At 71.2% G+C, this 26,836-nt stretch carries 27 protein-coding genes; 18 read left to right on the top strand and 9 right to left on the bottom strand.

Annotated features, from left to right (window positions below):
- Positions 1-125: 125 nt before the first annotated feature.
- Positions 126-338 (bottom strand): YjiS-like domain-containing protein, encoded by a 213-nt coding sequence (locus tag ACFPMG_RS11855; protein ID WP_376995336.1) that lies wholly within the window; start codon positions 336-338, stop codon positions 126-128.
- A gap of 117 nt (positions 339-455) precedes the next feature.
- Between ACFPMG_RS11855 and gcvA the strand changes: the two genes are divergently transcribed.
- From gcvA to ACFPMG_RS11825, 6 genes are all read left to right on the top strand, one after another.
- Positions 456-1,376 (top strand): transcriptional regulator GcvA, encoded by a 921-nt coding sequence (gcvA, locus tag ACFPMG_RS11850; protein ID WP_376995335.1) that lies wholly within the window; start codon positions 456-458, stop codon positions 1,374-1,376.
- Positions 1,377-1,406: 30 nt separating this feature from the next.
- Positions 1,407-1,949, top strand: coding sequence for an ankyrin repeat domain-containing protein (locus ACFPMG_RS11845; protein WP_376995334.1), 543 nt, complete (start codon positions 1,407-1,409; stop codon positions 1,947-1,949).
- 126 nt (positions 1,950-2,075) lie between these two features.
- Complete coding sequence (locus tag ACFPMG_RS11840; protein ID WP_376995333.1) at positions 2,076-4,715, top strand: tetratricopeptide repeat protein; 2,640 nt, start codon at positions 2,076-2,078, stop codon at positions 4,713-4,715.
- A complete protein-coding gene (locus tag ACFPMG_RS11835) occupies positions 4,712-5,842 on the top strand; it encodes a glycosyltransferase family 9 protein (RefSeq protein WP_376995332.1) in 1,131 nt (376 codons plus the stop codon). Before ACFPMG_RS11840 ends, ACFPMG_RS11835 begins: the two co-directional genes overlap by 4 nt.
- A gap of 207 nt (positions 5,843-6,049) precedes the next feature.
- Positions 6,050-6,175, top strand: a complete 126-nt coding sequence (locus ACFPMG_RS11830; RefSeq protein WP_282190437.1) for a hypothetical protein — start codon at positions 6,050-6,052, stop codon at positions 6,173-6,175.
- A gap of 138 nt (positions 6,176-6,313) precedes the next feature.
- The gene (locus ACFPMG_RS11825; protein WP_200776722.1) at positions 6,314-7,015 is read left to right on the top strand and encodes an SDR family oxidoreductase; all 702 of its coding nucleotides are present in this window, start codon (positions 6,314-6,316) and stop codon (positions 7,013-7,015) included.
- A gap of 79 nt (positions 7,016-7,094) precedes the next feature.
- On the opposite strand, the gene dctP is transcribed toward ACFPMG_RS11825, so the two are convergent.
- The 3 genes from dctP to ACFPMG_RS11810 form a co-directional block, all read right to left on the bottom strand.
- Positions 7,095-8,126: a TRAP transporter substrate-binding protein DctP gene (gene dctP / locus ACFPMG_RS11820; RefSeq protein WP_376995330.1), complete on the bottom strand. Its 1,032-nt coding sequence runs from the start codon at positions 8,124-8,126 to the stop codon at positions 7,095-7,097.
- A gap of 130 nt (positions 8,127-8,256) precedes the next feature.
- The gene (locus ACFPMG_RS11815; protein WP_376995329.1) at positions 8,257-9,459 is read right to left on the bottom strand and encodes an MFS transporter; all 1,203 of its coding nucleotides are present in this window, start codon (positions 9,457-9,459) and stop codon (positions 8,257-8,259) included.
- A 53-nt stretch (positions 9,460-9,512) separates the two neighbouring features.
- Entirely contained in the window at positions 9,513-10,409 is an 897-nt protein-coding gene (locus tag ACFPMG_RS11810) for an HpcH/HpaI aldolase/citrate lyase family protein (RefSeq protein WP_376995328.1), read from the bottom strand.
- A 135-nt stretch (positions 10,410-10,544) separates the two neighbouring features.
- Here ACFPMG_RS11810 and ACFPMG_RS11805 point away from each other — a divergent pair, with 135 nt between their 5' ends.
- From ACFPMG_RS11805 to ACFPMG_RS11760, 10 genes are all read left to right on the top strand, one after another.
- Positions 10,545-11,042: a MaoC family dehydratase gene (locus tag ACFPMG_RS11805; protein ID WP_376995327.1), complete on the top strand. Its 498-nt coding sequence runs from the start codon at positions 10,545-10,547 to the stop codon at positions 11,040-11,042.
- Positions 11,043-11,109: 67 nt separating this feature from the next.
- Entirely contained in the window at positions 11,110-12,516 is a 1,407-nt protein-coding gene (locus tag ACFPMG_RS11800; protein ID WP_376995326.1) for an MmgE/PrpD family protein, read from the top strand.
- Positions 12,517-12,539: 23 nt separating this feature from the next.
- Complete coding sequence (locus ACFPMG_RS11795) at positions 12,540-13,718, top strand: acyl-CoA dehydrogenase family protein (RefSeq protein ID WP_376995325.1); 1,179 nt, start codon at positions 12,540-12,542, stop codon at positions 13,716-13,718.
- Positions 13,719-13,819: 101 nt separating this feature from the next.
- Positions 13,820-15,025, top strand: a complete 1,206-nt coding sequence (locus tag ACFPMG_RS11790; RefSeq protein ID WP_376995324.1) for a CaiB/BaiF CoA transferase family protein — start codon at positions 13,820-13,822, stop codon at positions 15,023-15,025.
- Entirely contained in the window at positions 15,022-15,786 is a 765-nt protein-coding gene (locus tag ACFPMG_RS11785; RefSeq protein WP_376995323.1) for a GntR family transcriptional regulator, read from the top strand. The genes ACFPMG_RS11790 and ACFPMG_RS11785 overlap by 4 nt, the downstream gene beginning before the upstream one ends.
- 76 nt (positions 15,787-15,862) lie before the next feature.
- Positions 15,863-16,072 carry a hypothetical protein gene (locus ACFPMG_RS11780; RefSeq protein WP_376995322.1) on the top strand — a complete coding sequence of 70 codons (210 nt, stop codon included), beginning with the start codon at positions 15,863-15,865 and terminating at the stop codon, positions 16,070-16,072.
- Positions 16,069-17,457 carry an amidase gene (locus ACFPMG_RS11775; protein ID WP_376995321.1) on the top strand — a complete coding sequence of 463 codons (1,389 nt, stop codon included), beginning with the start codon at positions 16,069-16,071 and terminating at the stop codon, positions 17,455-17,457. The genes ACFPMG_RS11780 and ACFPMG_RS11775 overlap by 4 nt, the downstream gene beginning before the upstream one ends.
- A 14-nt stretch (positions 17,458-17,471) precedes the next feature.
- Complete coding sequence (locus ACFPMG_RS11770) at positions 17,472-18,074, top strand: TRAP transporter small permease (RefSeq protein ID WP_376995320.1); 603 nt, start codon at positions 17,472-17,474, stop codon at positions 18,072-18,074.
- Between the two features lie 29 nt (positions 18,075-18,103).
- Entirely contained in the window at positions 18,104-19,375 is a 1,272-nt protein-coding gene (locus ACFPMG_RS11765) for a TRAP transporter large permease (RefSeq protein ID WP_376995319.1), read from the top strand.
- 81 nt (positions 19,376-19,456) lie between these two features.
- On the top strand, positions 19,457-20,236 hold the full coding sequence (locus ACFPMG_RS11760; protein WP_376995318.1) for a GntR family transcriptional regulator: 780 nt from the start codon (positions 19,457-19,459) through the stop codon (positions 20,234-20,236).
- A 7-nt stretch (positions 20,237-20,243) separates the two neighbouring features.
- Here ACFPMG_RS11760 and ACFPMG_RS11755 read toward each other — a convergent pair whose 3' ends face one another.
- On the bottom strand, positions 20,244-20,591 hold the full coding sequence (locus tag ACFPMG_RS11755) for an ArsR/SmtB family transcription factor (protein WP_376995317.1): 348 nt from the start codon (positions 20,589-20,591) through the stop codon (positions 20,244-20,246).
- 125 nt (positions 20,592-20,716) lie between these two features.
- On the opposite strand from ACFPMG_RS11755, the gene arsC reads away from it, so the two are divergent.
- Both arsC and arsB read left to right on the top strand, forming a co-directional pair.
- The gene (arsC, locus tag ACFPMG_RS11750) at positions 20,717-21,169 is read left to right on the top strand and encodes an arsenate reductase (glutaredoxin) (protein ID WP_376995316.1); all 453 of its coding nucleotides are present in this window, start codon (positions 20,717-20,719) and stop codon (positions 21,167-21,169) included.
- A complete protein-coding gene (gene arsB / locus ACFPMG_RS11745) occupies positions 21,166-22,248 on the top strand; it encodes an ACR3 family arsenite efflux transporter (RefSeq protein ID WP_417281702.1) in 1,083 nt (360 codons plus the stop codon). Before arsC ends, arsB begins: the two co-directional genes overlap by 4 nt.
- Positions 22,249-22,287: 39 nt before the next feature.
- Here arsB and ACFPMG_RS11740 read toward each other — a convergent pair whose 3' ends face one another.
- From ACFPMG_RS11740 to ACFPMG_RS11725, 4 genes are all read right to left on the bottom strand, one after another.
- The gene (locus tag ACFPMG_RS11740) at positions 22,288-23,094 is read right to left on the bottom strand and encodes an ABC transporter permease (RefSeq protein WP_376995315.1); all 807 of its coding nucleotides are present in this window, start codon (positions 23,092-23,094) and stop codon (positions 22,288-22,290) included.
- Positions 23,095-23,096: 2 nt separating this feature from the next.
- The gene (locus ACFPMG_RS11735) at positions 23,097-24,023 is read right to left on the bottom strand and encodes an ABC transporter permease (RefSeq protein ID WP_376995314.1); all 927 of its coding nucleotides are present in this window, start codon (positions 24,021-24,023) and stop codon (positions 23,097-23,099) included.
- Positions 24,020-25,585 carry an ABC transporter substrate-binding protein gene (locus ACFPMG_RS11730; protein WP_376995313.1) on the bottom strand — a complete coding sequence of 522 codons (1,566 nt, stop codon included), beginning with the start codon at positions 25,583-25,585 and terminating at the stop codon, positions 24,020-24,022. The genes ACFPMG_RS11735 and ACFPMG_RS11730 overlap by 4 nt, the downstream gene beginning before the upstream one ends.
- Positions 25,586-25,771: 186 nt before the next feature.
- Positions 25,772-26,827: a helix-turn-helix transcriptional regulator gene (locus tag ACFPMG_RS11725; RefSeq protein ID WP_376995312.1), complete on the bottom strand. Its 1,056-nt coding sequence runs from the start codon at positions 26,825-26,827 to the stop codon at positions 25,772-25,774.
- Positions 26,828-26,836 lie beyond the last annotated feature (9 nt).

Here is a 26,836-nt window from a genome sequence, read left to right as displayed (position 1 = left end):
CGCGGCGACCGGCGGCGCCGCCCTGCCGGCGACCGGCCCGGCCGCGGCGCTGGGCGGCGCGCTGGGCGCGGCGGCGGGTGGCGCGATGGGCCGCCCGCTCGACCAGCCGATGGATTAAGCGAAGATCACCCTTTCCAGAACGGCTTGTCCATCTCCTCCCGCGCCGCCGCCTCGTCGAATCCGAGGTCGGCCCAGAGATGCGCGTCCATGCGGGCCAGGGCGCGGCGCAGCGCCCGCCGCTCCCGCCAGCCGGTCAGGCGGTTGAGCCAGGAGCGGGCGGTGGAACCGGCGGCCGCTCCGCCGCTCCGCTTGTCGTGCGTTCCGCTCATGCTCGTCATGCGGCCCTCCCGCCGGTCGGTCATTCCTCGAAGCCGGAAAGTCGCGCGTCGGTGCGTGGACGACAAACCATGCTTTCTCATAAGATGGATGAGCGAAAGTCATCCATGGAGCCTTCCATGCGGCGTGCCCTGCCGCCCCTTCACGCCCTGCGCGCCTTCGAGGCGGCGGCCCGCCACGAGAGCTTCTCCAAGGCGGCGGACGAGCTGTGCGTGACGCAAGGCGCCGTCAGCCGGCAGATCATGGGGCTGGAGGAGTGGCTGGGCGTGCCGCTGTTCCGGCGGCTGACCCGCCGGGTCGAACTGACCGACGACGGGCGCGCCCTGCTGCCGGTGCTGTCGGAATCTTTCGACCGCATCGCCGGGACGGCGGCGCGGCTGGCCGCGCGGGGAAGGGACCTGCGGATCAAGGTGGCCTTCTCCTTCGGCATCCGCTGGCTGATGCCGCGGCTGGTCCGCTTCCAGGCGCGGCACCCCGACGTGCAGGTGCGGGTGACCGTGGCCTGGAGCAGCGGGCTGGAGTTCGACCCGCAGGAATTCGACGCCGCCATCCCCTATTGCCGGGAGGTGCCGCCGGGCTTCTCCGCCGTGGAGGTGCTGCCGGAGCGCCTGACCGTGGTCTGCCCGCCGGCCCTGGCGGAGCGGTTGCGGGTGCCGATGGACCTCGGCGCCATCCCGCTGCTGCACGGCTGTTCGGAGGGGCAGGACTGGCGGGCTTGGCTGGCCGCGGCGGGGCTGCCCTTCTTCGAGGCGCTGCGCCAAGGCGCGGTGTTCGACGCCATGGACCCGGCGATGCAGGCCGCCGCCGCCGGGATGGGCGCCACCGTCGCCGACCGCATGCTGTGCGCCGAGGACGTGGCGGCGGCGCGGCTCGTCCTGCCCTTTCCGGAGATCGAGGCGTCGTCCGGCAGCTACTGGTTCGTCTGCCCGGAAGGGATGCAGGACCGCCCGGCCGTCGCCGCCTTCCGCGGCTGGCTGCTGGAGGAAGCGCGCGGCGAGATGGCGCAACAAAGCGCTGCGGCGGTTGTTTCCCCGGTTTGAGCCGAAATCTTGACCGGAGGGAGCGCCGCCATGGAAGCGCAGGGGGAGCCTGGTCGGGAAGTGCGCCCGGAACTCGACGAGGACACCATCGCCTTCGCCGGCAAGCTGTTCCACTGGGCGCGCTCCGGCGGCACCGCCGAACTGACGGAACTGCTGGAGATGGGCCTGCCGGCCAACCTGCGCAACGACAAGGGCGACAGCCTGCTGATGCTGGCCAGCTACCACGGCCATGCCGAGCTGGCCCGAAACCTGATGCGCCACGGCGCCGATCCGGAGCTGGCGAACGACCGCGGGCAAACGCCGCTGGCCGCCGCCGCCTTCAAGGGGGATGAGGCGGTGCTGCGCGTCCTGCTGGAGGAGGGGGCCTTGGTGAACGGCTGCGGGCCGGACGGGCGGACGGCGCTGATGACCGCCGCCATGTTCGACCGCGTCGCGATGGTGGACCTTCTGCTGGCCCGCGGCGCCGATCCCGACGCGCGGGACGCCCGCGGCCTGACCGCCCGCGAAGCGGCGCTCGCCATGGGCGCCGCGAACGCCGCCGCCCGGTTGGCGCCCGGTGGGAGAGCCGTCTGAGCCGGTCTTCCACGAGACAAACCCGGTTTATCCTGACGATATCGACGCATTCGTACCCGCGGCGGCGCGGGCGCGCTACACTGCGCGTCCCGACGCCCTGTCCATGGGCCAGCCGAACGGATTGTTATGAGCGCCAGCCGCGATTTCTCCCCTGCCACGCTCCAGGAGGCGTTGGCGCAGGCCGTCGTTCACCACCAGAACGGTCGGCTGGCGGAGGCGCGGCCCCTCTACGAGCGGGTGCTGCACGAGATGCCGGAGCAGAGCGACGCGCTGCATCTGCTGGGCCTGTTGACGGCGCAGACTGGCGATCCGGAGTCCGGGATCGTGCTGATCCGCAAGGCCGTGGCGAAGGACGGAACCCAGCCGGTCTTCCGCCTCAACCTCGGCCGCGTGCTGGAGGCGGCGGGGCGCTGGGGGGAGGCTGCGGACGCCTACGGCGACGCCGCCCGCCTCGACCCGCTGACCCTTGATCATCACCGGCTGGAGGCCGCCGCGCACGCCAAGTTGGGCCGGACGGAGGCCGCGGCGCGGGCGTTCCGCCGCCTGCTGGCGGTGGCGCCGGAAGATGGCGAGGCCGCCAACGCGCTGGCCGACGCGCTGTACGATCTGGGGCGCCCAGGCCCGGCGGCGGACTGGTACGGGCGGGCGTCGGCGCTCGCCCCCGGAGACGTGCTGGCTGTCTACAACCAGGGGGCTGCGCTGCGCGACGCCGGGCGCCCGCGCGACGCCCTTACCGCCTTTCGCCGCGCCGCCGCTCTGGCGCCGCTGCTGGTCCAAGCGCAGGAGCAGGTGACCGGCCTGTGCCACGCGCTGGGCGATAGGACGGGCGTGGCGGAGGCGGGGCGGCGGCTGATGGCGCTGGAACCGGGCCACGGCGAGGGCGCGAAGATCCTGGGCGCGGCGCTGGCCGCGGCGGGACCCTGGCGCGAGGGGGCGGCGTGGCTGGAGCGGGCGGCGGTGCTGGCCCCGGCCCCCGACGCCCTGCTGGTGCTCGGCAATCTGTGGCAGGAGCGGGAACATCCCGCGGTGGCGCCGCGCTGCTACCGGCGCGCCCTGGCGCTGGCCCCGGACTCCGCGGCGGCGCTGACCGGGCTTGGCATGGCGCTGTCGGCTTTGGGCCGGGTGGACGGGGCCGCGACCGCCGCCCGCCGCGCCGTCCGCGCCGACCCTGAGGAGGCGGGCCACGCTCTCAACGCCGGGGCCGTCCAGCACCGGGCCAAGCGCCCCGGGGAGGCACGGGCGTGGTTCCGCCGCGCGCTGGTCCTGCAGCCCGACGGCGCCGCCGGCTGGACCAACCTCGGCACCCACGCTATCGACGCGGGCGCCTTCGACGATGCGCTGCCCCTGCTGCGGCGGGCGCTGGCCCTGCGCACGGCGGAGCGGGAGGCGCTGGCCAGCTCCAACCTGGGCGTCGCGCTGATGGCGCTCGGCCGCCATGGCGAGGCGGTGGCCGCCCTGCGCGCCGCGTTGGACCGCGCGCCGCAGGACGCGGAGGTGCGCTCCAACCTGCTGTTCTGCCTGTGCTTCGCCGAAGAGGCGGACCTTGGCGCGGTGTTCGACGAGCACCGGCGGTTCGAGCGCGCCGTGATGCCGCTGCCGCCCGCCGCCCCGCGCTTCGACGCGGTGAATCGCGATCCGGAGCGCCGCCTGCGCGTCGGTTACCTGTCGCCGGATTTCCAGCGCTATCCGGGGCCGGGCTATCATTTCCTGCTGCCGCTGATCGAGCGTCATGACCGGTCGGCGGTGGAGGTGACCTGCTATTACGTGGACCTGCCGAAGGACGCGGCGACGGACCGTTTCGCGGCTCTGGCCGACCGCTGGCGCCCCGTCGCCGCCCTGCCGGACGGCGAGCTGGAACGGCTGATCCGGGCGGACGGCATCGACGTGCTGGTGGACTGCGGCGGGCACATGTCGCGCAACCGCATGCCGCTGTTCATCCGCCGCCCGGCGCCGGTCCAGGTCAGTCTGCCGCTCTACCCGAACACGACGGGGCTGACGGCGATGGACTACCAGTTTTCCGACCACCGCTTCGCCGCGGCGAGCGCCGACGCCCTGCACACCGAGACGCTGATCCGCCTGCCGGGGAGCGTGCTGTGCTACCGCCCCGCGGAGTCCGCCGTCGCGCCGTCCGCCCGGCCACCGGTGGAGACGGCGGGGGTGTTCACCTTCGGCTCCTTCAACAATCTGACGAAGCTGAACGCCTCGACGCTCGCTCTGTGGGGCCGGGTGCTGGCCGCGGTGCCTGAGGCGCGGCTGATGCTGAAATGGCGGGGGCTGTCCGGCGGCGGGGTGGCGCGGCGGGTGCTGGACGCCTTCGCCGCTCATGGAGTCGAGGAGTCGCGGCTGCTGCTGCGCGGCACCGCCCCGGACCCCTACGAGGATTATCGGCTGCTCGATTGCGCGCTGGACCCCGTCTTCGCCAACGGTGGCACGACGACCTGCGACGCGCTGTGGATGGGGGTGCCCGTGCTGTCGATCGCGGGGGAGGCGATGATCTCGCGCTGGGGCGCTACCATGCTGGGCAGCGTCGGGCTGGGCGGGCTCGTGGTGGAGCGCGAGGACGACTACGTGGCGCTCGCCGTCCGGCTGGCCACCGACCGCGCCTTCCTGGCGGCGCAGCGCGCGGGCTTGCGCGAGCGCATGGCGCGCTCCCCGCTGATGGACGAGGCGGGGTACGTCCGGGCGGTCGAGGCCGGCTACCGCATGGCGTGGCGGCGCTGGTGCGCCGGTCTGCCGCCCGCCCGCATCGACATGAGCGCGGTATGACGGACGCCGTCTTCGACCTTTCGTCCGCCCGGCGCATCCTGGTGGTGAAGCTGGACGAGGCGGGCGACTTCGTGCTCGCCACACCCTTCCTGCGTGGTCTGCGAGCCTCGGCGCCGCGGGCGCGCATCGTGCTGGCGGTGCGCCCCGCCGTGGCAGACCTTGCCGAGACCTGCCCGCATGTCGACGCGGTGGTGGCGCCGCATCCAAAGCCGGGCGGCGGCATCGATCTGCGCGGCGTCACGCCGGGCGGCGCGGCGGCCTTCGCGGAGGCGTTCCGCGCCGGCTTCGACCTGACGCTGGTCCCGCGCTACGATTTCGACCGGCATGGCGCCACCGCGCTCGCCGCGGCCAGCCGGGCCCGCGCCGTCCTGGGATTTTCGGAGGCGGTCACGCCCTGGAAGGCGTCGGGCAACGCCGGCTTCGACCGCGCCTACACCCACCGGCTGACGCCCCCGCCGGGGCACCACGAGGTGGAGCAGAACCTCGCTTTGCTGCGCTTCGCCGGCGGTGAACCGGACGGCGACGGGGTGGAACTGCACCTGACCGCGGAGGACCGGGCGGAGGCTGCCCGTCGGCTGGCCGACGCGGCGGGGGAACGGATCATCGCCGTGGCGCCGGGGGCCGCCGCTGCGCGCCGCGAATACCCGCCGGAGCGGCTGGCGGCGGTGGTCGCCGTGGTGGCGATCGCGCTCGGCGCGCGGGTGGCGGTTCTCGGCACGGAGCTGGAGCGGGCGGTGGCGGAGCGGATCGCCGCGGCCCTGCCGGGGCGGGTCACCGACCTCACCGGGCGGACCGGGCTGCGCTTGGCGGCGGCGGTGATCGAGCGGACGGCGGGGCTGATCGCCATGGATTCCGGTCCGGCCCATCTCGGGGCCGCCGTGGGCGTGCCGGTCGCCGTCTTCTCCTGCCATCCGGAGGGCGGGGACCCCAACCACTTCCACGCGCCGGAGCGCTTCCGTCCCTGGTGCGCGCGGGCGCTGGTGCTGCGGCCCGCGGCGGCGATTCCGCCCTGCCCGCCGGAAAGCTGCACGGCGGCGGAGGCGCATTGCATCGCGTCGATCCCGCCGGAGTTGGCGGCGGCGCGCATCCTCGCCCTGTTCGGCGAGAGCGGCGGCGCGTTGCCCTGACCCGCCCGCCCATCGGCCCCTGTGGCGGATGGGCAACCTTTGGCGGTGCCGGCCCGGCGAAGCCCTTTCGGAGTGCCGCTTTCCGGCCTGTGGCGGCGCTGCATCACCTCCCGATATTTCGCGATATGGAAGCCACGCCCCTGGCACGAACGCCCTCGGAAACCGTATCTTATATGCATTGCAATATCAGCCGGTCCGTGAGGGATCATGAAGTCGTTCTTGTCCTCGCTTCAGCGGGATTGGGCGTCCTGGAGTCCGGTCGAGCGTTTCGTCGCCGTCGGCTTCGTCACCGTGGCTCCGGTCGCGTCGCTGGCCTTCCTTTTCATCCGCTGACCGACCCTGAATCCGGCGCCGTCCTTTCGACGCCCGAAGGCGCGCACACGCTTCCCTTGGCCCCGTCCTGCATCCGGTGCGATACAGGAGGAGAGAAGGAACGGACGAACCGTTCCGGCAGGAGAGGGATGACGAATCATGGGCGATAAGGTTGCCATCATCACCGCGGGCGGCAGCGGCATGGGGGCCGCGGCGGCGCGGCGCCTCGCGGCGGACGGATTCAAGATCGCGGTGCTGTCCTCCTCCGGCAAGGGCGAGGCTCTGGCGGAGGAACTGGGCGGGATCGGCGTGACCGGCTCGAACCAGTCCGCCGAGGACCTGGAGCGTCTGGTGAGCCGGACGATGGAGCGCTGGGGCCGCATCGACGCGCTGGTGAACAGCGCCGGCCACGGCCCGCGAAAAGGCCTGCTGGAACTGACCGACGAGGACTGGCACAAGGGGATCGAGGTCTATTTCCTGAACGTCGTCCGGGCGGTCCGGCTGGTGACCCCAGTCATGGTCGGGCAGAAGGGCGGGACGATCATCAACATCTCAACCGCCTGGGCCTTCGAGCCGAGCCCGATGTTCCCGACCTCCGCCGTCGCGCGGGCCGGGCTGGCCTCCTTCACCAAGCTGTTCGCCGACCAGTACGCCGCCGACAATGTGCGGATGAACAACGTGCTGCCCGGCTGGATCGACAGCCTCCCGGCGACGGAGGAGCGGCGCCAGGGCGTGCCCATGGCCCGCTACGGCAAGAGCGAGGAGATCGCGGCGACCGTTGCCTTCCTCGCCTCCGACGGGGCCGGCTACATCACCGGACAGAACATCCGGGTGGACGGCGGCCTCATGCGGTCGGTCTGAGCACGCATAAAAAAACGGTGCGGATGGCGCTCCTTCCGGAACGCCGCCCGCACCGCGAGGTGAAGCGAGGGGGATCGCCTCAGCTCTTGTTGCCGACGATGGCCTGATACTGCTTCCAGACCTCAGGGTAGCGCCGGACATAGTCCTGGTTGACCTTGTTGGCGATCTCGCGGAACTTCGCCTGCTCGGCCTCGGGGGCCACGGCCAGACGCCCGCCCTGGGCGATCATCTGGTCCATGGTCTTCTTGTCGGCGTCGATGGCGCGCTGCCACTGCTTGGCGATGATCTCGTTGGTGGTCGTCTCCACCACTTGGCGCAAGTCGTCGGGCAGGCCCTTCATCCACTTGTCGTCGACCAGGACGGAGTAGGTGAGCAAGCTCATGCCCGGCACCAGCGAGGCGACCTTGGCGGCGTTGGTACCGACCATCTCCCAGCCGCCGGCGGAGGTGTAGATGCCGTCGATCGCCCCCTGCATCAGCGCCGCCGCCATTTCGGAGGCGGGCATCGACACCGGGCTGGCCCCGAAGTCGCGCATCAGCAGCTGCAGGACGCGTCCGCCGGTCAGGCGGATCTTGCTGCCCTTCAGGTCGCCGACGGAGTCGACCTCCTTGTCCTTGAACAGGAAGATCAGGTCGGCGGTGCGCATCAGCCCCATGACGCGGATGCCCTTGTCGGACACCAGCCCGGACAGCAGCTTGGACACCTCCTGCGCGGTTTCCGGCTTGGACATCGCCGCGTCGGTGACGGCGAAGGGCAGGTTCACCACGCCGTACTGCGGGGCGATGCTCTCCAGCTGCACGCTGACCGGCCAGACCATGTGCACGGCGCCCGACCCGAGGGCGGCGACGGCGTCCTTGTCCTTGTAGAGCGTGCCGGAGTGGAAGACCTTTGGCTTGATGCGGCCTTTCGAGCGCTCCTCAATCAGGGCCGCATACTCGTCCATCATCTTGGCGGTCCAGTGGGACGTCGCGATCTCGTCCGTCATCACCATCTCGACCGGCGCCGCCTGCGCGCGGGCCTGCCCCGGCGTCCCGGCGGCCAGCCCGGCCACGGTCATTCCGACCAGCAGCGTCTTCGCCCAGAATGGCCTGAAGAGTGACGGATTGAACATTGGCTTCCCTCCCATTGCTGCGTTCGGACGCTTCTGGCCCGCTTGTCCGAACGATCATAGGGGAAAACAGTGGGGAGTGCCAACATTATTGTACGGACAACTCTGTGCGATGGGTCTGTGACCCCTGCCATCAGGTTTTGCGGCGCGACCAGAACAGGACGGCCGCCGCCCCGGCCAGCGGGAAGGCCATCATCAGGGCGAAGGTCTCGCCGTAGCTGCCGACCGTGTTGAACAGGGTGGCGAACAGCGCCGGCCCGACGACCACGCCGGAGAAGGTGAACATCAGCGCGCCGCCCGTCGCCGTGCTGGCCGTGCCCTTCGGCGCGACCCGCGCCACCTCCGCCAGGAACACGCCGTTCCAGCCGATGGCGGCGATGCCGAACACCGTCAGCACGCCGATCACCGCGGGCACCGGCCAGCTCGGCCCCAGGCTGGCGGTGGCCAATGCGGCGCTGGCGGACAGCCCGCCGATGCCGCCCAGCACCGCCACGCCGGAGCGCAGCCGGTCGGCCAGCAGCCCCCAGCCGATGCGCGCCGCCGCCCCCGCCGCCTGCATCACCGACACGGCCAGCCCGGCCGACACGATGGACCAGTGCAGGTCGTGCACCAGCATGTTCACCGTGAAGGCCATCAGCGACAGCTGGATCGCCGAGAAGAAGAAGCCCATCAGGGCGAAGCCGCGCAGCGCCGGCACCCGCCAGACCAGCCGCGGCCCCTCCATCAGGTTGCCGCGGATCGGCAGGCCGGGGCTGCGGTCGTCGTCCCACACCCGGCGGCCCGGCGCGAAGATGACCAGCAGCAGGGCGAACATGGCGGCCACCGCCAGCGCCGCCCCGCGCCAGCCGGCGATCTCGCCGATTCCCGGCAGGGTCAGCCCGGCCAGCACGCCGGCCAGCGGCACGCCGGTCTGCTTCAGCGAGAAGACCAGATTGCGCCGGGCCGGCGGGGTGAAACGGTTCAGCAGATGGGAGGAAGAGGGGTTCACCAGCCCGTAGCCGATGCCGAGCAGCACCGACGCCAGCGCCGCGACCCACAGGGACCCGGTGGCGAGTCCCAGGCAGCCGACCAGCCCCAGCCCCAGCGCCAGGACGCCCACCGTCCCGGCGCCCCAGCGGCGGACCACCAGACCGGCGAAGGCCGACACCAGGGCGGCGGCGCTGTAGATGACGCTGATCTGGTAGCCGACCGCCTCCGACCCCACGCCCAGCGAGGCCGCGGCCAACGGGGCGACCGTCGCCAGGGTCAGGACCGACAGGGTGGCGACGGTCTGGACGCTGGTCACCTCCGCCAGCAGCAGGGGAAAGGGGGCGGGCGGGGTTTCTTGCGTGGTCATGGGAGTCCGGACAAGTGGCGGTGGCGCGGGGCGCATGAACGGGCAATCCCTGGCTACAGCATTCCGGCGCGGCGGGCCAATGCCAGGATTCGATGGGACCCCAGCACCAGGGGCCGCTCGACCAGCCTGCCGTCGAGCACGCAGACTCCGCCGCCCGCCGCCTCGAAGGCGGCCAGGACCCGCCCGGCGCGGAGGACTGCCTCCGGCGACGGGGTGTAGGCGTCGTGGATGGCGGTGATCTGCTTGGGGTGGATGGCCGAGCGCGCCGTGAAGCCGTGCAGGACGCTGCGCGCCAGCTCCTGGCGGTAGCCCTCCTCATCGTCCAGCGCGATCCACGGCATGTCCAGCGCGTCCAGCCCGAAGCGGGCGGCGGCGTGCACGACTCGCGTGCGGGCCTGGACCAGCGGCTCCCAGGACAGCGGCACGCGCAGCTCCGCCGACAGGTCGCCCCCGCCGAACATCAGAAAGGACAGGCGGGGGGAGGCCGCGGCGATCGCCATGACGTTCTCCAGCCCGTCGGCGCTCTCGATCAGCGCGCCGAGCGCACCGGGCAGATTGCGCTCGTCGAGAAGGCCGGCGGCCAGCCGGACGTCCTCGGCCCCGTCCACCTTCGGCAGCAGGATGCCCGCCCAGCGCGGCGCGGTGCTGTCCGGAAGATCGGTCAAAGCGAGGATGTCGAGCAGGCCGGTGCGGCTGCGCACCGAATTGGTTCGAACGAAAATTGCCGGCCCGCCCGCGCCGGTGTGCTCCCGCAGGAAGGCGCAGACGGCGGCGCGGGCGCTGTCCTTGTCGCCGGGGGCCACCGCGTCCTCCAGATCGATGATGACCGCGTCGGCGCCGGCCCCCAGGGCTTTGACGAAACGGTCGGGACGGGCGCCGGGAACGAACAGGTAGGAGCGGCGGACCGGCGACTCCGGCGCCGTTGCTGCGTTCTGCGGATTGTTGGGCATGAAAACGCTTTCCAAGGGTGAGGGGGCGTGTTATTTGTACGTACAACATGCTATCACACGCGCTGAACATGTCACCTTGAAATGATCGGCGCCCCGCACTCATCCCTCCGATCCGCAGACAAGAGACGCCCGCCCATGCCCGATGTTCAGGAACCGCGGACCATCGTCGCCGACCTTGGCCGCTACCTTGAGGATTTCACCGTCGGCGATGTCTATGAGCACCGCCCCGGCCGGACCATCACCGAAGCGGACAACATCCAGTTCAGCCTGCTGACGATGAACCGCCACCCCATGCACTGCGACCATGCCTTCGCCGAGAAGTCGGAGTTCGGCAAGCCGCTGGTCAACAGCGGGCTGACGCTGGCCATGGTGCTGGGCATGACGGTGGACGACGTCTCCTACAAGTCGGTCGCCAACCTCGGCTGGAAGGAGATCAAGCTGGTCGCCCCGGTCTTCCCCGGCGACACGATCTACGCGCGCTCCAAGGTGCTGGACGTCCGCGAATCCAAGAAGCGCCCGACCCAGGGCATCGTGATCACCTACACCGAGGGCTACAAGGCCGACGGCACGGTCTTCGTGACCTTCGAGCGGGCCAGCCTCGTCCCCAAGCGGGGCCACGGAATCGGCGATTGATCCGGGGCGACTGATCCGGACAACCCGGAACGACCCGATGGCCCGAGAAGAACAAGAGGGAGGAACCATGCCCGCCACCGATCCGACCACCAACTCCATCGCCGCCACGCTGGCGGCCTTCGTTGCCGACACCCCCGACGACGCCATCCCGGCGGAGGTCCGCGCCCGCGCTCCGCACCATATGCTGGACGCCGTGGGCATCGCGCTCGCCTCGACGCGCTACGACTTCGCCCACAAGACGCTGACCGCCCTGCGCGGCCTGGCGGGGGAGGGGCCGGTGCCGGTGATCGGCATGCCCGCCTCGCTGCCCGCCCGCGACGCGGCGACGGTCAACGGTCTGCTCTGCCATGGCCTCGACTACGACGACACTCACATCGGCGGCGTCATTCACCCGACCGCCAGCGTGATGCCCGCCGTCCTGTCGGCGGCGGCGATGACCGGGGCGGATGGCCGTTCCGTGGTCAGCGCCTATGTGCTGGGCGTCGAGGTGGCGGCCCGGCTCGGCGCGGTGGCGCGCGGCGGCTTCCACCAGGTGGGCTTCCACCCGACGGGCATGATCGGCGTGTTCGGCTGCGCGTTGGCTGCCGGCCGTCTGCTCGGCCTGACCCGCGCGCAGCTCGCCGCCGCCCAGGGCATCGCCCTGTCGATGGCGAGCGGCAGCCTGGAGTTCCTGGAGGACGGCGCCTGGAACAAGCGCCTGCATCCCGGCTGGGCGGCGGCGGCGGGCATCACCGCGGCGGCGCTGGCCCGCGAGGGCTTCACCGGCGTCACCCGCCCCTACGAGGGCCGCTTCGGCCTGTTCAACGCCTATCTCGGCAAGGAGGCCGGGCGCGCCGATCTGGGCATCGCCACTGCCGGCCTCGGCGAGACGTGGGAGCTGATGGCGACGGCGATCAAGCCCTATCCCGCCTGCCACTTCACCCACGCCTGCGTCGACGCCGCCCTGGAACTGCGCCGCGACGGCCTCGACATCGCGCGCATCCGCCGCATCGAGGCGCTGGTGCCCGAGCAGGTGGTCAAGACCGTCTGCGAGCCGGAGGCCAACAAGAAGCGGCCCTCCAACTCCTACGACGCGCAGTTCAGCGTGCCCTTCCTGGTCGCCGCCGCGCTGGTGCGCGGGCGCCTGACCCTGGCAGAGCTGGAGAACGACGCGCTGGGCGACACGGCGATCCTCGACATCGCGTCGAAGGTGTCCTACCGCCACGACCCGGACTCGCCCTTCCCGAAGGCCTATTCGGGCGAGCTGGTCATCACGCTCGACGACGGGCGGGAGCTGCGCCACCGCGAGCACATCAACCGCGGCGCCGCCGACCGCCCGCTGTCCAACGCCGAGATCGTGGACAAGTACCGCGGCAACGCCGCCATGACCGTGAACGAGACCGCCGCGGCGCGCATCGCCGACGCCGTCCTCGGCCTCGACGCCAGCCCGCGCGCGGCGGACTCGCTGTCCGTCCTGTCGCCGTCCGTCCGCTGACCATCCAATCCGGGAAAGACGCCATGAGCGAGACCACCACCAGCATGACCGACGCGGAACGCGACGAGCAGGACCGCCTGATCCTCGATAGCGTGGACCGCTTCCTCGACCGCCATGTCCGGCCGGTCGCCCTGAAGCTGGAGCATGACGACGCCTACCCCGACGAGATCGTCGAGCGGATGAAGGAGTTGGGCCTCTTCGGGGCGACGATCCCGGAGGAGTATGGCGGGCTGGGCCTGCGCCCCTCGACCTACGCCAAGATGATCGAGCGCATCTCGTCGGTGTGGATGTCGCTGTCCGGCATCATCAACTCGCACCTCATCATGGCCTTCATCGTCACCAAGACGGGGACGGAGGAGCAGAAGGCCGCCTTCCTGCCGCGCTTCGCCACCGGCGAGCTGCGCGGCGGTCTTGCCCTGACCGAGCCGGATTGCGGCACCGACCTCCAGGCCATCCGCACGGTGGCCAAGCGCGACGGTGACGACTACGTCATCAACGGCTCCAAGACCTGGATCACCAACGGCATCCAGGGAAGCTGCTTCGCCCTGCTGGTCAAGACCGACCCGACGGCGCAGCCCCGCCACAAGGGCATGACGATGTTCCTGGCCGAGAAGGGGCCGGGCTTCAAGGTCAGCCGCAAGCTGGAGAAGCTGGGCTACAAGGGCATCGACTCCGCCGAGCTGGTCTTCGAGGACTATCGGGTCCCGGCCGACCGGCTGATCGGCGGGGTCGAGGGCCGCGGCATGGCCTGCGCCATCTCCGGCCTGGAGCTGGGCCGCGTCAACGTGGCGTCGCGCGGCGTCGGCGTCGCCCAGGCGGCGCTGGACGAATCCGTCAAGTACAGCCAGCAGCGCAAGACCTTCGGCAAGCCGATCCACGAGCATCAGGCCGTGGCGATGAAGCTGGCCGACATGGCGACCCGCGTCTCCGCGGCGCGGCTCCTCGTCCAGCAGGCGGCCAAGGCGCTCGACCGCGGCGAGCGCTGCGACTACGAGGCCGGCATGGCCAAGCTCTTCGCCTCCGAGGCGGCGGTGGAGAACTCCCTGGACGCCATGCGCATCCACGGCGGCTACGGCTACTCCAAGGAGTTCGTGGTGGAGCGGCTCTATCGCGACGCCCCCCTGCTGTGCATCGGCGAGGGCACCAACGAGATCCAGCGCATCATCATCGCCAAGCGGCTGATCGAGCAGAATCCGGTGTGAGGACAAAAGCCCTCCTCTGCGAAAGCGGGGGAGGGTTGGGTGGGGGCCCGCTGCAACCACTCCGCTCCACACCCCGCACACCCCCATCAGGGAGACACCGCGTGCTACCCCTCGAAGGCGTCACCGTCATCGCCGTGGAGCAATACGGCGCCGGCCCGTTCGGCACCATGCTGCTGGCCGACCTCGGGGCCGAAGTCATCAAGGTCGAGAATCCCGCCGAAGGCGGTGAGGTCGGCCGGCATGTCGGCCCCCATTTCTTCGGCCCCGGCAACAGCCACTTCTACCAGTCCTTCAACCGCAACAAGCGCAGCATCACCCTCAACCTGAAGCACCCCGAGGGCATGGCGGTGCTGCACGAGCTGGTGCGCCACGCCGACGCCGTGCTGGACAACCTGCGCGGCGACCTGCCGGACAAGCTGGGCCTGACTTACGAGCATCTGAAGGCGGTCAACCCGAAGATCGTCTGCGCCCACCTGTCCGCCTATGGGCGCACGGGGCCGCGGCGGGCTTGGCCGGGCTACGACTATCTGATGCAGGCGGAGGCCGGCTACCTCTCGGTGACCGGCGAGCCGGACGGCCCGCCCGCCCGCTTCGGCATGTCGGTGGTCGACATGATGACCGGCCTGATGACCGCCTTCGGCCTCGTCTCCGGCGTGGTCGGGGCGCGGGCCAGCGGCAAGGGCTCGGACGTGGACGTCAGCCTGTTCGACACGGCGCTGCACAACATGACCTACCTCGCCACCTGGTACCTCAATGGCGGCCACAACCAGGGGCGGGAGCCGCGTTCCGCGCACCCCTCGCTGACCCCGTCGCAGCTCTACCGGACGCGCGACGGCTGGCTGTTCGTCATGTGCAACAAGGAGAAGTTCTGGCCGGTCTTCTGCGACAAGATCGGCAAGCCGGAATGGGGGGACGACCCGCGCTTCCGCAGCTTCAAGGACCGGCTCGCCAACCGCGAGCAGCTCACCGTCCTGCTGGACGAGGTGCTCGGCCAGCGCGACACGGCGGAGTGGGTGGAGATCCTCGGCGGCGCCGTTCCCGCCGCCCCGGTCCTCGACATCGCGCAGTCGCTGGAGAATCCCTTCGTCCGCGACAGTGACCGGGTGGCCGACTTCGCCTACCCGGACGGGACGGCCCTAGTCGGAGAGGGTAAGGTGCGGATGCTGACCGGGCCCGTGCGCATCGGTGGCGAGACGCTTCCCACCCGCCCCGCCCCGGCGCTGGGCGCCGACACCGAGGACGTTCTGGGCCGCATCGGCATCGGGCCGGAGCGCATCGCCGCCCTGCGCGAGCAGGGGGCGCTGTGAAGTCCGCCGTTCGCCCGGCCTCCGTCCGCCCGTCCGCCACGGAGGGGCCGCGCTTCCAGGAGATCCTGGACGCGCTGCGCGCCGACATCTCGGACGGGCGGGTCGGGGTCGGCGAACGGCTGCCGACCGAGCAGGAGCTGTGCCTGCGCTTCTCCGCCAGCCGCTACACGGTGCGGGAGGCGCTGCGCCGGCTCCAGGATCTCGGCCTGATCGCGCGCCGTCAGGGCTCGGGATCGGTGGTGACCGCCGCCCGGCCCGACGGGCGGTTCCACAACACGCTGTCCAGCCTCGCGGAGATCGGGCAGTACGCCTCCTCCACCCGGCTGGAGGTGCTGGCGGTGGAGAAGATCCTGGTGGAGGGGCGGACGGCGGAGCTTCTGCGCTCCCCGCCGGACACGCCCTGGGTCCGGGTGGTGGCGCTGCGCCGCCAGCCGGGGGAGCGGACGCCGCTCTGCTACACCGAGGTGTTCCTTCCCGCCGCCTTCGACGACGTGGCCCAGGCCATCGGCACCTTTCCGGTCGCCGTCTACGCGGTGCTGGAAAGCCGCTACGGCCTGCGCATCGCGGAGGTCGTGCAGTCCATCGAGGCCACCTCGGCGGACGCCAATCTCGCGTCCCGCCTGTCGGTGGAGGTCGGCACCCCGATCCTGGTGGTGATCCGCCATTATCTGGACGCCGAAGGAAACGCGCTGGAGGTGGCGGTCAGCAGCCACGCGGCCGGACGATACCGCTATGAAATGACGCTGCAACGATCCGGGTAAGGGGGCCATTAAGGCCCTGCCCGCGGCGAACGGCCGGAAGAGCCACGCGGGGACAGCACCGGAAGGGAGGGAAGGAATGACGGAAAACCTCATCGGGGACGCCGCGGCTTGCGCGCGGACCTTGGCCAGGATTCAGGGGGTCACCCTGGACGATGCCGACGCCGCCCTGTGCGGGCGCCTGCTGGCCGCCGTGCCGGGCATCCTGGCGGCGGCGCATCCCGGCGGCTCGCTGTTCGACGTGCCGCTGGGCGCCCATGCCGCGCTCATCGCCGGGGAGCGGGCATGACCGATCCCACATTGTTGACCCTGACGGACGCCGCAAGGGCGGTCCGCGACGGCGCGCTGCGGGCGGAAGCCCTGGCCGACGCCTGCCTGGACCGCATCGCCCGGCTGAATCCGACGCTCAACGCCTTCCTGTCGGTCGAGCCGGAGGAGGCGTTGGCCGCCGCCCGCGCCGCCGACGCGGAGGCGCGGGCCGGGCGGCTGCGCGGGCCGCTGCACGGCGTGCCGCTGGCCCACAAGGACATGTTCTACCGCGCCGGCAAGCGCTGCACCTGCGGCTCCCCGACGATCCGCGGCGGCTTCCGCCCGGAGCGGACGGCCACGGTGCTGGAGCGGCTGGACGCGGCCGGGGCGGTGACGCTCGGCACGCTCCACATGGCGGAATTCGCCATGGGGCCAACCGGGCACAACGCCCATCTCGGGCGCTGCTGCAACCCCTGGGACCCCGACCGCATCACCGGCGGCTCCTCCTCCGGCTCCGGGGCGGCGGTGGCGGGGCGGCTGGCCTTCGGCTCGCTGGGGTCGGACACCGGCGGGTCGGTGCGGCTTCCGGCGGCGCTGTGCGGCGTGGTCGGGCTGAAGCCGACGCAGGGGGCGACTCCGATGGACGGCGTGATGCCGCTGTCGGAAAGCCTGGACTGCGTCGGTCCGCTGGCCCGCAGCGCGGAGGACGCGGCGACGCTGTTCTCGGTCATCACCGGGCGAACGGACGTCGCGGACGGCATCGGCCAGGGGGTCGAGGGGCTGCGGCTGGGCATCCCGCGCCAATTCTACTACGACGGGCTCGACCCCGCCGTCGCCGCCGCGCTGGAGCGGGCGCGGGCGGTGCTGGAGCGCACCGGCGCCCGCATCGTGGAGGTGGACATCCCCGACCACAAGCCCTACGGCGACCTCGCCAACCTCGTCTTCACGCCGGAGGCGGCCGCCGTCCATGCGCCTTGGCTGCGCGAGCGCCCGCAGGACTACGGCCCGCAGGTCCGCGCGCGGCTTCTGCAGGGGCTGATGGTGCCGGCGGCCTCCTACCTCCAGGCGAAGCAGCTTCGCGCGCTTCATCTCCGGGCGATGATCGACGGCCCCTTCGCCCGGTGCGACGCGCTGTTCGTTCCCGCGTTGCGCAGCCGCGTGCCGACCGCCGCGCAGACCGACGTGGGGGCCGGGCCGGCGATGGCCGCGGTGGTCGCCGGGGTGGCGGCGCTGACCCGTCCGGTCTCCTACCTCGGCCTGCCGGCGCTCGTCACGCCCGCCGGCTTCGATCCGGACGGGATGCCGATCCCCATGCAGCTCATCGGCCGCCCGCAGGCGGAAGCCACGCTGCTGCGCATCGCCGACGCCTATGAGCGCGCCACCGGCTGGCTGAGCCGCGTCCCCCAGACACAGGTCATCTCGTGAAGGGAGTTCCACCCATGCCGGGAACCGATACTTTGACCTCCGCGGCACCCCCCGCGGCGCCCCCCCAGACCCAGGCGGTGGACGACGCCTTGCCGCCGGGCCGCGGCCTGCCGGGCTGGTGGAGCTTCATCGAGGACCGTCTCCTCCTGAACATCGCCACGATCCTGATGATGGCGGCCATCGGCATCATGTTCTACGAGGCGTCCAGCCGTTCCCTCCTGTCGGAAAGCCACTGGTGGGCGGAGGAGCTGGTCCGCTTCCTGGTGGTGTGGAGCGTCCTGCTGTCGCTGGGCGTCGGCACGCGGCACGGCCACTACATCCGCATGGACCTGCTGCTGAACATGATGCCGCACCGGGTGCGGCTGGCCTTCGCCTGGCTCAACAGCCTGATCGGACTGGCCTTCAGCGTTCTGCTGGTGATCGCCGGGTTCCAGGAGGTCGCGCATCTCCAGGCCATCGGCATGTTCACCGAATCCAACCTCGACCTGCCGCTGTGGACGGTCCGGCTGGTGCTGCCGCTGGGCGGGGTGCTCTACGGCTTCGCCTTCGTCGGCAACATCATCCTGCTGCTGCGCGGCCATGACCCCGATCCGCCCGTCGAGGGCGAGAATCTCTGAACGACGGCTGAAACAGGGGAGGAAACACTATGACCACCATCATCGCCGTCGTCAGCCTGCTGTTCTTCGTGGCGGCGGGCGTGCACATCGCCCTGGCGCTGGGCGTCATCGCGGTCGGCCTGCTGACCTTCAATTTCAACATCCCGGTCGTCCTGGTCGCGCAGATGGCCTGGGATTCCGTGGACAAATACGCGCTGGTCTGCATCCCGTTCTTTATCTTCGCCGGCAACCTGATGTCGCGCGGCAACCTCGCGCTGGTCATCCTGGAGCTGGTCGGGACGATCATCCGCTACTTCCGCGGCGGCATCGCGCTGGCGCTGGCCATGTCCAGCGTGTTCTTCGCCGCGGTCAACGGCTCGTCGGTGGCCTGCGCCGTGGCGCTCGGCCCGGCGGCGGTGAAGCTGATGCCGAAGGAGGGCTACCCGCCCCGCTTCGCCGCCTCGCTGGTGGCGGTCTGCGGCACGCTGGGTCTGATGATCCCGCCGTCGCTGACCTTCATCCTGATCGGCTCCATCGTCGGCCTGCCGATCACCGACCTGTTCATCGCCGGCATCGTGCCCGGCCTGTTCGAGGCCTTCCTGCTCGCCGTCACCACGCTGATCGTCAGCCGGCTCAAGGGCTACGGCCATGTCGGCGAGCGTCCGGACTGGAAGGGCTTCGGCCAGCGGCTGCCGGGTGCGGCCGGGGCGCTGATGATGCCGGTGCTCATCATCGGCACGATCTACATGGGCTGGTTCACCCCGACCGAGGTGTCCGCTCTGGCCGCCATCTATGCGGTCGTCCTGGTGACGCTGGTCTACCGCACCGCCAACCTCGTCGCGGTGTGGGAGACGGCGCGGGAATCGGTGCTCCAGACCGTGATGATCTACGGCGTGCTGCTCGGCTCCGGCCTGCTGACCGCGGTGCTGACCCGCCTCGGCCTGTCCGCCGAGCTGACTGCCATGCTGAAGGAGGCGCAGGTCTCGCCCTTCGAGTTCCTGCTGGCGGTCAATCTGCTGCTGCTCGTCATCGGCATGTTCCTGGACGGCGTGTCGATGATCGTGCTGCTGGCGCCGATCCTGTTCCCGATGGCGCAGGCGGTGGGGGTGAACCCGATCCATTTCGCCGTCATCATGACCGCTTTGGTCGAGGTGGCGACCCTGACGCCGCCGGTCGGGCTGAACCTGTTCGTGATGAGCCGCATCACCAAGATGCCGCTCCATTCCATCGTGAAGGGGGTGCTGCCCTTCTACGGAATGCGGGTTGTCGCGCTGGTCGCCATCAACGCCTTCCCGGCCCTGTCGCTGGTTCTGCTCACGTAAGCCGTCCCTCGCGGAACATCCTCGTACGCCGGTTGCATCGGCGCCCCGGCTCGTCCATCTTCCGGCATCATGAGGGATGCGATGTCGGACGAAGCGGACAGCCTGAAGGAAACCAGCGGCACGGACAGCGCGGCGGAGCGGGGGGAGACCCCGCTCTACCAGGAGATTGTCCGTACCCTGCTGGAGGAGATCGACGCCGGCGCCTACGCCGTCGGCGACCGCCTGCCGACCGAGCAGGAACTGTGCAGCCGTTTCGCCGTCAGCCGCCACACGGTGCGCGAGGCGCTGCGCCGGCTTCAGGAGATGGGCTACATCCTGCGCCGCCAGGGATCGGGGTCGGTCCTGGCGGCGCGCCGCGCCGACGGGCGCTTCGTCAATTCGATCAGCTCCCTGGACGAGCTGGTGCAGTACGCCACCTCGACCCGGCTGGAAATCCTCTCGGTGGACCGGATCATCGTGGAGGAGGAGCTGGCCGGCCGGCTGGGCTGCCGCCCGGACACGCAGTGGTTCCGCGTCAGCGCCCTGCGCCGCACCCGCGAGACGTCGGAGCCCTTTTCCTACGTCGAGGTTTACATCGACGCCGCCTTTTCCGACGTGGTGCGCAACCTGGAGGTGGTGCAGTACGCCATCTACACGGTGCTTGAGCAGCGCTACGGCGTCCGCATCGCCGAGGTCATGCAGGATATCGAGGCCGCTCCGGCCAGCCTGAACGTCGCCTCGCGCCTGCATGTCCCGCCGCAGTCGCCGATCCTCGTCATCACGCGGCGCTATTTCACCGACGACGGCCGTCTGGTGGAGATCGCCGTCAACACCCATCCGGGCGCCGGTTTCCGCTACACCATGTCCCTGCAGCGGCGCTGAGTTCGCCTCAGCCGCCGCCCGGCGCGCAGCCGCTCGCCCGCCCGCCGGGATGCGGCTGGCAGAGGTCCGCGTTCCCCTGGCAGCAATTCTCGGTCAGGAAGCCGAGCAGCGCCTGGAAGCGCCCGACATCGACGCTGTAGATGATCAGCCGGCCCTGGCGGCGCGACGCGACGAGCCCTGCGTTGCTCAGTTGCGAAAGATGAAACGACAAGGTCGCCGGCGCGAGGCCCAGCCGCTCCGCCAGCACGCCCGCCGGCAGCCCGTCCGGCCCCTGCTGCACCAGTTCCCGGAACGCGGCCAGCCGGTGCTCCTGCGCCAGCGCTCCCAGCCCGGCGATGACATCCTTGACGTTCATGGGGCGCAGCCTATCGGACGGGCACCCCGCCAGCAAGCGCGCCGCCGGTCACACACGAATTCACTCTTCCATATTTTGACAAATATGGAAATATGAAGGCCCCAACGGCCCTGTCGGACATCCCCATGACAGCCATCACCATCTACCACAATCCGGATTGCGGCACCTCGCGCAACACACTGGCCCTGATCCGCAACAGCGGCGCCGAGCCGGTCGTCATCGAGTATCTGAAGACGCCGCCGAGCCGCGACGACCTCGCCGATCTCATCCGCCGCATGGGCGTGCCGGTGCGTGCCGTGCTGCGCGAGAAGGGCACGCCCTACGCAGCGCTTGGCCTGGACGACCCGGCGCTCGGCGACGACCGGCTTCTCGACGCCATGATCGCCCACCCCATCCTCATCAACCGGCCGATCGTGGTGACGCCGCTCGGCGTGCGGCTGTGCCGCCCGTCGGAGCGGGTGCTGGACATCCTCCCCGATCCGCAGCGCGGCGCCTTCGTCAAGGAGGACGGAGAGGCGGTGGTGGACGGCGCCGGACAGCGCATCGGCCACGCCCGGCGCGAGGACGGACCGGCATGACCGCGGACGTCCATCGGGAGCCGGCCCCCCGCCCGGCGATGGGCCTGTTCGAACGCTACCTCAGCGTCTGGGTGGCGCTGTGCATCGTCGCGGGCGTCGCCCTCGGCTCCGTGGCGCCGGGCCTGTTCCGGGTGATCGCGGCGGCGGAGCTGGCCCAGGTCAACCTGCCGGTGGCGGTGCTGGTCTGGCTGATGATCGTGCCGATGCTGCTGAAGATCGACCTCGGCGCCCTCGGGAGGGTGAGGGAGCATTGGCGCGGCGTCGGCGTGACGTTGTTCATCAACTGGGCGGTGAAGCCCTTCTCCATGGCGCTGCTGGGCAGCCTGTTCATTGGCCGTCTGTTCGCGCCGCTGCTGCCGCAGGACCAGATTCCCTCCTACATCGCCGGGCTGATCCTGCTGGCCGCCGCGCCCTGCACGGCCATGGTCTTCGTCTGGTCCAACCTGTGCGAGGGCGAGCCGCACTACACGCTGAGCCAAGTGGCGCTGAACGACCTCATCATGGTCTTCGCCTTCGCGCCGCTGGTTGGCCTTCTGCTCGGCGTCGCCTCGATCACCGTGCCGTGGGGCACGCTGCTGCTGTCGGTGCTGCTCTACATCGTCATCCCGGTGGCGGCGGCCCAGCTGTGGCGGCGCGGGCTGCTGGCGTCGGGCGGGGAGGGGGCGTTGACGCGGACGCTGGGCGTGCTTCAGCCGATGTCGCTGCTGGCCTTGTTGACCACGCTGGTCCTGCTGTTCGGCTTCCAGGGCGAGGCGATTCTGGCGCAGCCGCTGGTCATCCTGCTGTTGGCCGTGCCGATCCTGATCCAGGTCTATCTCAACGCGGGGCTGGCCTACTGGCTGTCCCGCCGGTTCGGCGTGGCCTGGTGCGTCGCGGCTCCAGCGGCGCTGATCGGGGCGTCGAACTTCTTCGAGCTGGCGGTGGCCGCCGCCATCAGCCTGTTCGGGCTGGGCTCCGGCGCCGCGCTCGCCACCGTGGTCGGCGTGCTGGTCGAGGTGCCGGTGATGCTGTCGGTGGTCCGGATCGTGAAGCGGACCCGCGGCTGGTACGAGGGCGGAGCCGCCGCCGGACCGGGCTGACGGAGAGGGCTGGCGGAGAGGGCTGACGCGCCGCCCCCCTTACCGCCGCCGCGGGTCGAGGCTCTCGCGCAGCCCCTCGGCCAGCAGGTTGACGGCCAGCGCGATGGTGGCAACGGTGACCGTCGTCGCGCCGATCAGGTGGGGGGCGGCGCGCAGGTCGACCAGCCCGTCGCGGATCAGGGTGCCCAGCGACACCGCCGGCTCCTGGATGCCCAGCCCCAGCCCGCTCAGCGTCGCCTCCGCCACCATGGCCGGGCCGATGGACAGCGCCGCGCGGATGGCGACCGGCCCGGCGATCGTCGGCAGGAGGTGCCGGGCGACCGTGTGCAGCGGTCCCGCGCCGAGGGCGGTGGCGGCCCGCACATGCTCGGCGGTCCGGTTGGACAGGGCCAGCGCCCGGCACCAGCGGACCTGCGAAGGCCACGCCGCCAGGGCGAGTGTCAGCACCATGGCCTCCGTGCCCGGACCCAGCAGCGCCGACGCGACGATGGCGAGCGACAACTCGGGAAAGCCGTGCAGCAGGTCGGCCAGCCGCAGGACCACGGTGTCCGTGCGTCCGCCGATCCAGCCCGCCACCCCGCCCGACGCGATGCCCAGCCCCACCGCCAGGGCGAGCGCCAGCCCGGCGATGGCGAAGGAGGTGCCCGTCCCGGCGACGAGCCGGGCGGCGACATCGCGGCCCAGCCCGTCGCATCCCAACGGATGGGCGGCGGATGGCCCGGCCCAGGCCTGCCCGAGATCCATGGCGGACGGATCGAGCGGCAGGAGAAGAACGGCCAGGGAGAGCGGCACCGCCAACGCCGCCGCGAGCAGCAGGCCGGCGCGTCCGGCGATTGAGGCCGCCACCCTCACAGCGGCTCACCATCGTTGCGCAGCCGCGGATCGGCGAGGCCGATCAGCAGTTCGGCGGTCAGGCTGATGGCGACCTGCAGCAGGACGAAGACCAGAACGGCGGCCCCGGCCACCGTGTGGTCGCGGGACAGCACCGCCTGGACGGTCAGCCGCCCGAGCCCCGGCAGAGCGAAGACGTTCTCCACCGCCGCGGTGGCGGTGAGAATCGTTCCGGCCACCGATCCGACCGCCGCCGCCAGCGGCACCAGGGCGTTCGGCAGGGCGTGGCGCAGCAGGACGGCGGCCCGCCCCAGTCCCTTGGCCTGCGCCGTACGGATGAAGTCGCGTTCCAGCACCTCCATCAGCTGGGTCCGCGTCAGCCGGGCGATCATCGCCGCCGCCGGCAGGGCGAGCGCCGCCACCGCCCAGGGCGCCGTGCCGGACCCGGCCAGCATCAGCCATGTCGCCAGCGCCAGCGGCGGCACCGACAGGGCCAGCACCGACCCGATGGTGAGGACCGTGCCCGGCCATGCCCGCCGGACATCGGCGGCGGCAAGGCCCAGCGCGAGGCCGAGGGGAAGGGCGAGCGCCGCGGCGCCCGCCATCAGCCCCAGGGTCACCGGCAGGGCGTCGCCCAGCAGCGCCGTCACCGGCACGCCGCCGTAACGCAGCGATTGGCCGAGGTCGCCGCGCAGCAGGTCCAGCGTGTAGGACAGGAATTGCACGGCCAGCGGCCGATCCAGCCCGGCCTCCTCGCGCAGCCGGCGGATCATCTCCGGATCGGCGGCCCGTCCCTCGACCATGAGCATGACAGGGTCGCCGGGAAGCGCCTGGGAGGCGAGAAAGCTCGCCAGCACGGCAGCCCCGGACAGAAGCAGCAATCCCGGAAGGCGCCGGGTCAATCGCCAAGCCAATAGGCGGCGGCCGGGCCGGCGTCCCGTCATGGCAACCGGGCGGCGTGGTAGTCGGTCGTGCCGTCCGGCCGGATGATCACCCCGGTCACCCCCGGCCGCACCAGCGCCACGAACTGCGGCGCCGGCAGGGGCACCGCCACGGCCTGGTCCCGCAGCAGGGATTCGGCGTCCCGGTAGAGCGCGTTGCGGGCGGCGGGGTCGGCGAGGCCGCGCGCCCGCTCCACGAGCCGGTCGAACTTCGGGTTGTGCCAGCGGCTGCGGTTGGTCGGGCTGACGCTGTGCCATTGGGTGGCGAGCTGGTCCATGGGATCGGGGAAATCCGCCGTCCAACCGTTGATGAACAGCGCCTCGCGCCCCTCGTTGATCGCCGTCACGAAGGCCGCGCGCTCCTGGATGCGCACGCCGACCGGAATCCCCAGCACCGCGGTGAGTTGCGCGGCGAAATAGGTGGCCTCCTCGCGCACATTGGGGCCGCCGGCGATCTGGAGCGGCGGCAGGCCGCGCCCCCCGGCGTGGCCCGCCTCCGCCAGCAGCGCCTTGGCCCGGCCCGGATCGGTCGGGGGCAGCGGCACCGCGTCGGGTTGGTAGCCGCCCAGGCCGGGCGTGACGAAGCCGTTCGTCAGCAACGCCCGCCCGGCGTGGAGACCGTCGACCGTGGCGACCCGGTCCAGGGCGAGTCCAACCGCCTCGCGCACACGCCGGTCGCGGAAGGGCGGGTACAAATCCTGGTTCAGCGCGAGATAGCGCACCTGCGCGCGGGCGAAGGCCGCGATCTGCCCGTCGTAGCGCGGCTGGCGGACCACGGTGCGCACGGCGTTGTCGGGAAGCGGAGCCACGTCGAGCTGTCCGGCGTCGTAGCGCGCGAGCATCGTGTTGGTGTCGGGCAGCACCGTCAGCGACACCGCGTCCACGCCGGGAGCGCCGCCCCAATAGGCGGCATGGGCCTCCAGGCGCACGGACTCGCCACGCCGCCACGACGTGAGGCGGAACGGACCGGTGCCGCCGGACGCCCGCTCGTGCCACGCCGGTCCGAACTCCGCGGCCATCCCGCGGTCGACGAACAGGAACGGGTAGAGCGGGAACAGCGCGTCGGGTTCGGTCAGCCGCACGACGAGTGTGTGGGGATCGGGAATGGCGACGCCGGACAGCGCGGTGGCGGTCCCCTGCCGCAGCGCCGCGGCTCCCTCGACGCCGCGCAGGTAGAAAGCGCTGTAGCCGGGCTGGGGTTTGCGCGTCAGATGCTGTTCCCAGGTCCACAGCACGTCGGCGGCGGTGAAGGCGCGTCCCGAATGGAACCGCACGTCCGGGCGCAGCGCGAAGCGCCAAGTCCGGCCGCCATCCGACGTTTCCCAGCGGGTGGCCAGCGCCGGAACGGCGTCGCCGGCGGCGTCGATGGTGGTGAAGCCCTCATAGACCTGCCGCAGGACGCCGGACGAGACCAGTCCGGGAAAGGCGAACGGGTCGATGGTCGTCAGATCATCGGACAGGCCGACCCGCAAGGTGCCCGCCGCTGCCGGAAAAACGGCGCCTGCGCCGCCGGTCACGATGGCCAGAACGGTCAGGAGCAGGCGAAGTGCGGCGAGCAGAGGCATGGCGCGGGACGTTGCAGGGCGGTTGCCGGGGAGTGGGAAAATCAGACGCCCCTGCCTCCTTCATGGCCTCCGGCCAGAGCGGAGCCGGAACCGCGCCGGACGTCCGCCATATGTATGCACAAGAGTGCGTTCATATCCAGGTATTCGCACAGCCGGCGATGCGTCAGGCACCATACCCGGATTCGGTCACGCGCGCGACCCGAAATGCCAGCAGATCGTCGTCACCTGCCGCACGATTCCCGCTTGGTTGCGCAGCCCCGTCTTGCCCAGGATGGACGAGACCTGATTGTAGACGGTGCGCCGCTCCACCCCGCGGTCCTCGGCGATTTCGTCGACGCTCCGCCCGGAGCACAGGGCCAGCGCGATCTCGGCCTCCGAGCCGGTGATCTGGAGAAGCTCCGCGACGGTGCGCGCCGACACGGTGGGCAGCACGTCCGGATCGACGAGGGTCAGAAGCAGGATGCCGTTCATCGGCCCGCCGCTTCCGACGCTCTGGGCCGGCGGCTCCGACAGGGTGGCGAAATAAGGAGCCGGCTGGTCCAGGCGCGACACGCGCAGCGTGATCGGCGTGCGGGTGCGGCGGCGGAAGAAGCCGGCGGCCCGCTTGGAAAGCTCCGCCTGCTCGGTCGGGGCGTCGGGGATGCACAGCCGGCCGCCGACCATGGACAGCCCGTCGCCCCGCGACAGGATGGAGGCGAAGGACGGGTTGCCGTCGATGACCTGGCAGCGCGGCGTCAGCAGCGCCGCCGGGTAGGGCAGGGCGTCGAGAAGCCGGACGACGAAGGATGGGCGGCCGGACTGCGGCAGAACGCCACCGCCGTTGAGGGAGATCAGGCTGTCGTAGCCGCCACGGACGCTTTCCTGGACGTTGCTGGTGACGTCGCGCCGGATCTGGTACCACCAGCCGTCCGTGTCGTCCAAGCGCTCGTAGGTGATCTGGATGACCCGGCCGTCGGAATGGAGCGTGAAGGACTGCCAGAACCGGTTGAAGCGGCGGAGGTCCTCGGCGTAGCCGATCCAGCGCGCCGGGTCGGAATAGATGGTGTCCGAGCTGAATTTCCTGTGCTTCACGCACTCCCACACGATGTCGCGGAAGGTGACCGAGCGTGAGAAGTCGATGAAGGGATAGATCGTCCTCTGCTTGTCGTTGGTCGCCAGCAGCGTGTCGCTCTTGTCGAAGACGGTGAGCGCCGCGTTCATGTCCCTGGCGCGGCTGGAGAGGTCATGGACGAGATCGGACATCAATCTTTC

The sequence above is a fragment of the Azospirillum himalayense genome, from assembly GCF_042657465.1.
GTDB lineage: Bacteria > Pseudomonadota > Alphaproteobacteria > Azospirillales > Azospirillaceae > Azospirillum > Azospirillum himalayense.
Note: the sequence above shows the minus strand (reverse complement) of the source record. Positions and strands in the feature narration are given on the sequence as shown.

Excerpts from the sequence above, each read along its gene's own strand:
- ACFPMG_RS11855 (WP_376995336.1), bottom strand. The coding sequence starts at position 338 with ATGACGAGCATGAGCGGAACGCACGACAAGCGGAGCGGCGGAGCGGCC.
- gcvA (WP_376995335.1), top strand. The coding sequence starts at position 456 with ATGCGGCGTGCCCTGCCGCCCCTTCACGCCCTGCGCGCCTTCGAGGCG.
- ACFPMG_RS11845 (WP_376995334.1), top strand. The coding sequence starts at position 1,407 with ATGGAAGCGCAGGGGGAGCCTGGTCGGGAAGTGCGCCCGGAACTCGAC.
- ACFPMG_RS11840 (WP_376995333.1), top strand. The coding sequence starts at position 2,076 with ATGAGCGCCAGCCGCGATTTCTCCCCTGCCACGCTCCAGGAGGCGTTG.
- ACFPMG_RS11835 (WP_376995332.1), top strand. The coding sequence starts at position 4,712 with ATGACGGACGCCGTCTTCGACCTTTCGTCCGCCCGGCGCATCCTGGTG.
- ACFPMG_RS11830 (WP_282190437.1), top strand. The coding sequence starts at position 6,050 with ATGAAGTCGTTCTTGTCCTCGCTTCAGCGGGATTGGGCGTCCTGGAGT.
- ACFPMG_RS11825 (WP_200776722.1), top strand. The coding sequence starts at position 6,314 with ATGGGCGATAAGGTTGCCATCATCACCGCGGGCGGCAGCGGCATGGGG.
- dctP (WP_376995330.1), bottom strand. The coding sequence starts at position 8,126 with ATGTTCAATCCGTCACTCTTCAGGCCATTCTGGGCGAAGACGCTGCTG.
- ACFPMG_RS11815 (WP_376995329.1), bottom strand. The coding sequence starts at position 9,459 with ATGACCACGCAAGAAACCCCGCCCGCCCCCTTTCCCCTGCTGCTGGCG.
- ACFPMG_RS11810 (WP_376995328.1), bottom strand. The coding sequence starts at position 10,409 with ATGCCCAACAATCCGCAGAACGCAGCAACGGCGCCGGAGTCGCCGGTC.
- ACFPMG_RS11805 (WP_376995327.1), top strand. The coding sequence starts at position 10,545 with ATGCCCGATGTTCAGGAACCGCGGACCATCGTCGCCGACCTTGGCCGC.
- ACFPMG_RS11800 (WP_376995326.1), top strand. The coding sequence starts at position 11,110 with ATGCCCGCCACCGATCCGACCACCAACTCCATCGCCGCCACGCTGGCG.
- ACFPMG_RS11795 (WP_376995325.1), top strand. The coding sequence starts at position 12,540 with ATGAGCGAGACCACCACCAGCATGACCGACGCGGAACGCGACGAGCAG.
- ACFPMG_RS11780 (WP_376995322.1), top strand. The coding sequence starts at position 15,863 with ATGACGGAAAACCTCATCGGGGACGCCGCGGCTTGCGCGCGGACCTTG.
- ACFPMG_RS11775 (WP_376995321.1), top strand. The coding sequence starts at position 16,069 with ATGACCGATCCCACATTGTTGACCCTGACGGACGCCGCAAGGGCGGTC.
- ACFPMG_RS11770 (WP_376995320.1), top strand. The coding sequence starts at position 17,472 with ATGCCGGGAACCGATACTTTGACCTCCGCGGCACCCCCCGCGGCGCCC.
- ACFPMG_RS11765 (WP_376995319.1), top strand. The coding sequence starts at position 18,104 with ATGACCACCATCATCGCCGTCGTCAGCCTGCTGTTCTTCGTGGCGGCG.
- ACFPMG_RS11760 (WP_376995318.1), top strand. The coding sequence starts at position 19,457 with ATGTCGGACGAAGCGGACAGCCTGAAGGAAACCAGCGGCACGGACAGC.
- ACFPMG_RS11755 (WP_376995317.1), bottom strand. The coding sequence starts at position 20,591 with ATGAACGTCAAGGATGTCATCGCCGGGCTGGGAGCGCTGGCGCAGGAG.
- arsC (WP_376995316.1), top strand. The coding sequence starts at position 20,717 with ATGACAGCCATCACCATCTACCACAATCCGGATTGCGGCACCTCGCGC.
- arsB (WP_417281702.1), top strand. The coding sequence starts at position 21,166 with ATGACCGCGGACGTCCATCGGGAGCCGGCCCCCCGCCCGGCGATGGGC.
- ACFPMG_RS11735 (WP_376995314.1), bottom strand. The coding sequence starts at position 24,023 with ATGACGGGACGCCGGCCCGGCCGCCGCCTATTGGCTTGGCGATTGACC.
- ACFPMG_RS11730 (WP_376995313.1), bottom strand. The coding sequence starts at position 25,585 with ATGCCTCTGCTCGCCGCACTTCGCCTGCTCCTGACCGTTCTGGCCATC.
- ACFPMG_RS11725 (WP_376995312.1), bottom strand. The coding sequence starts at position 26,827 with ATGTCCGATCTCGTCCATGACCTCTCCAGCCGCGCCAGGGACATGAAC.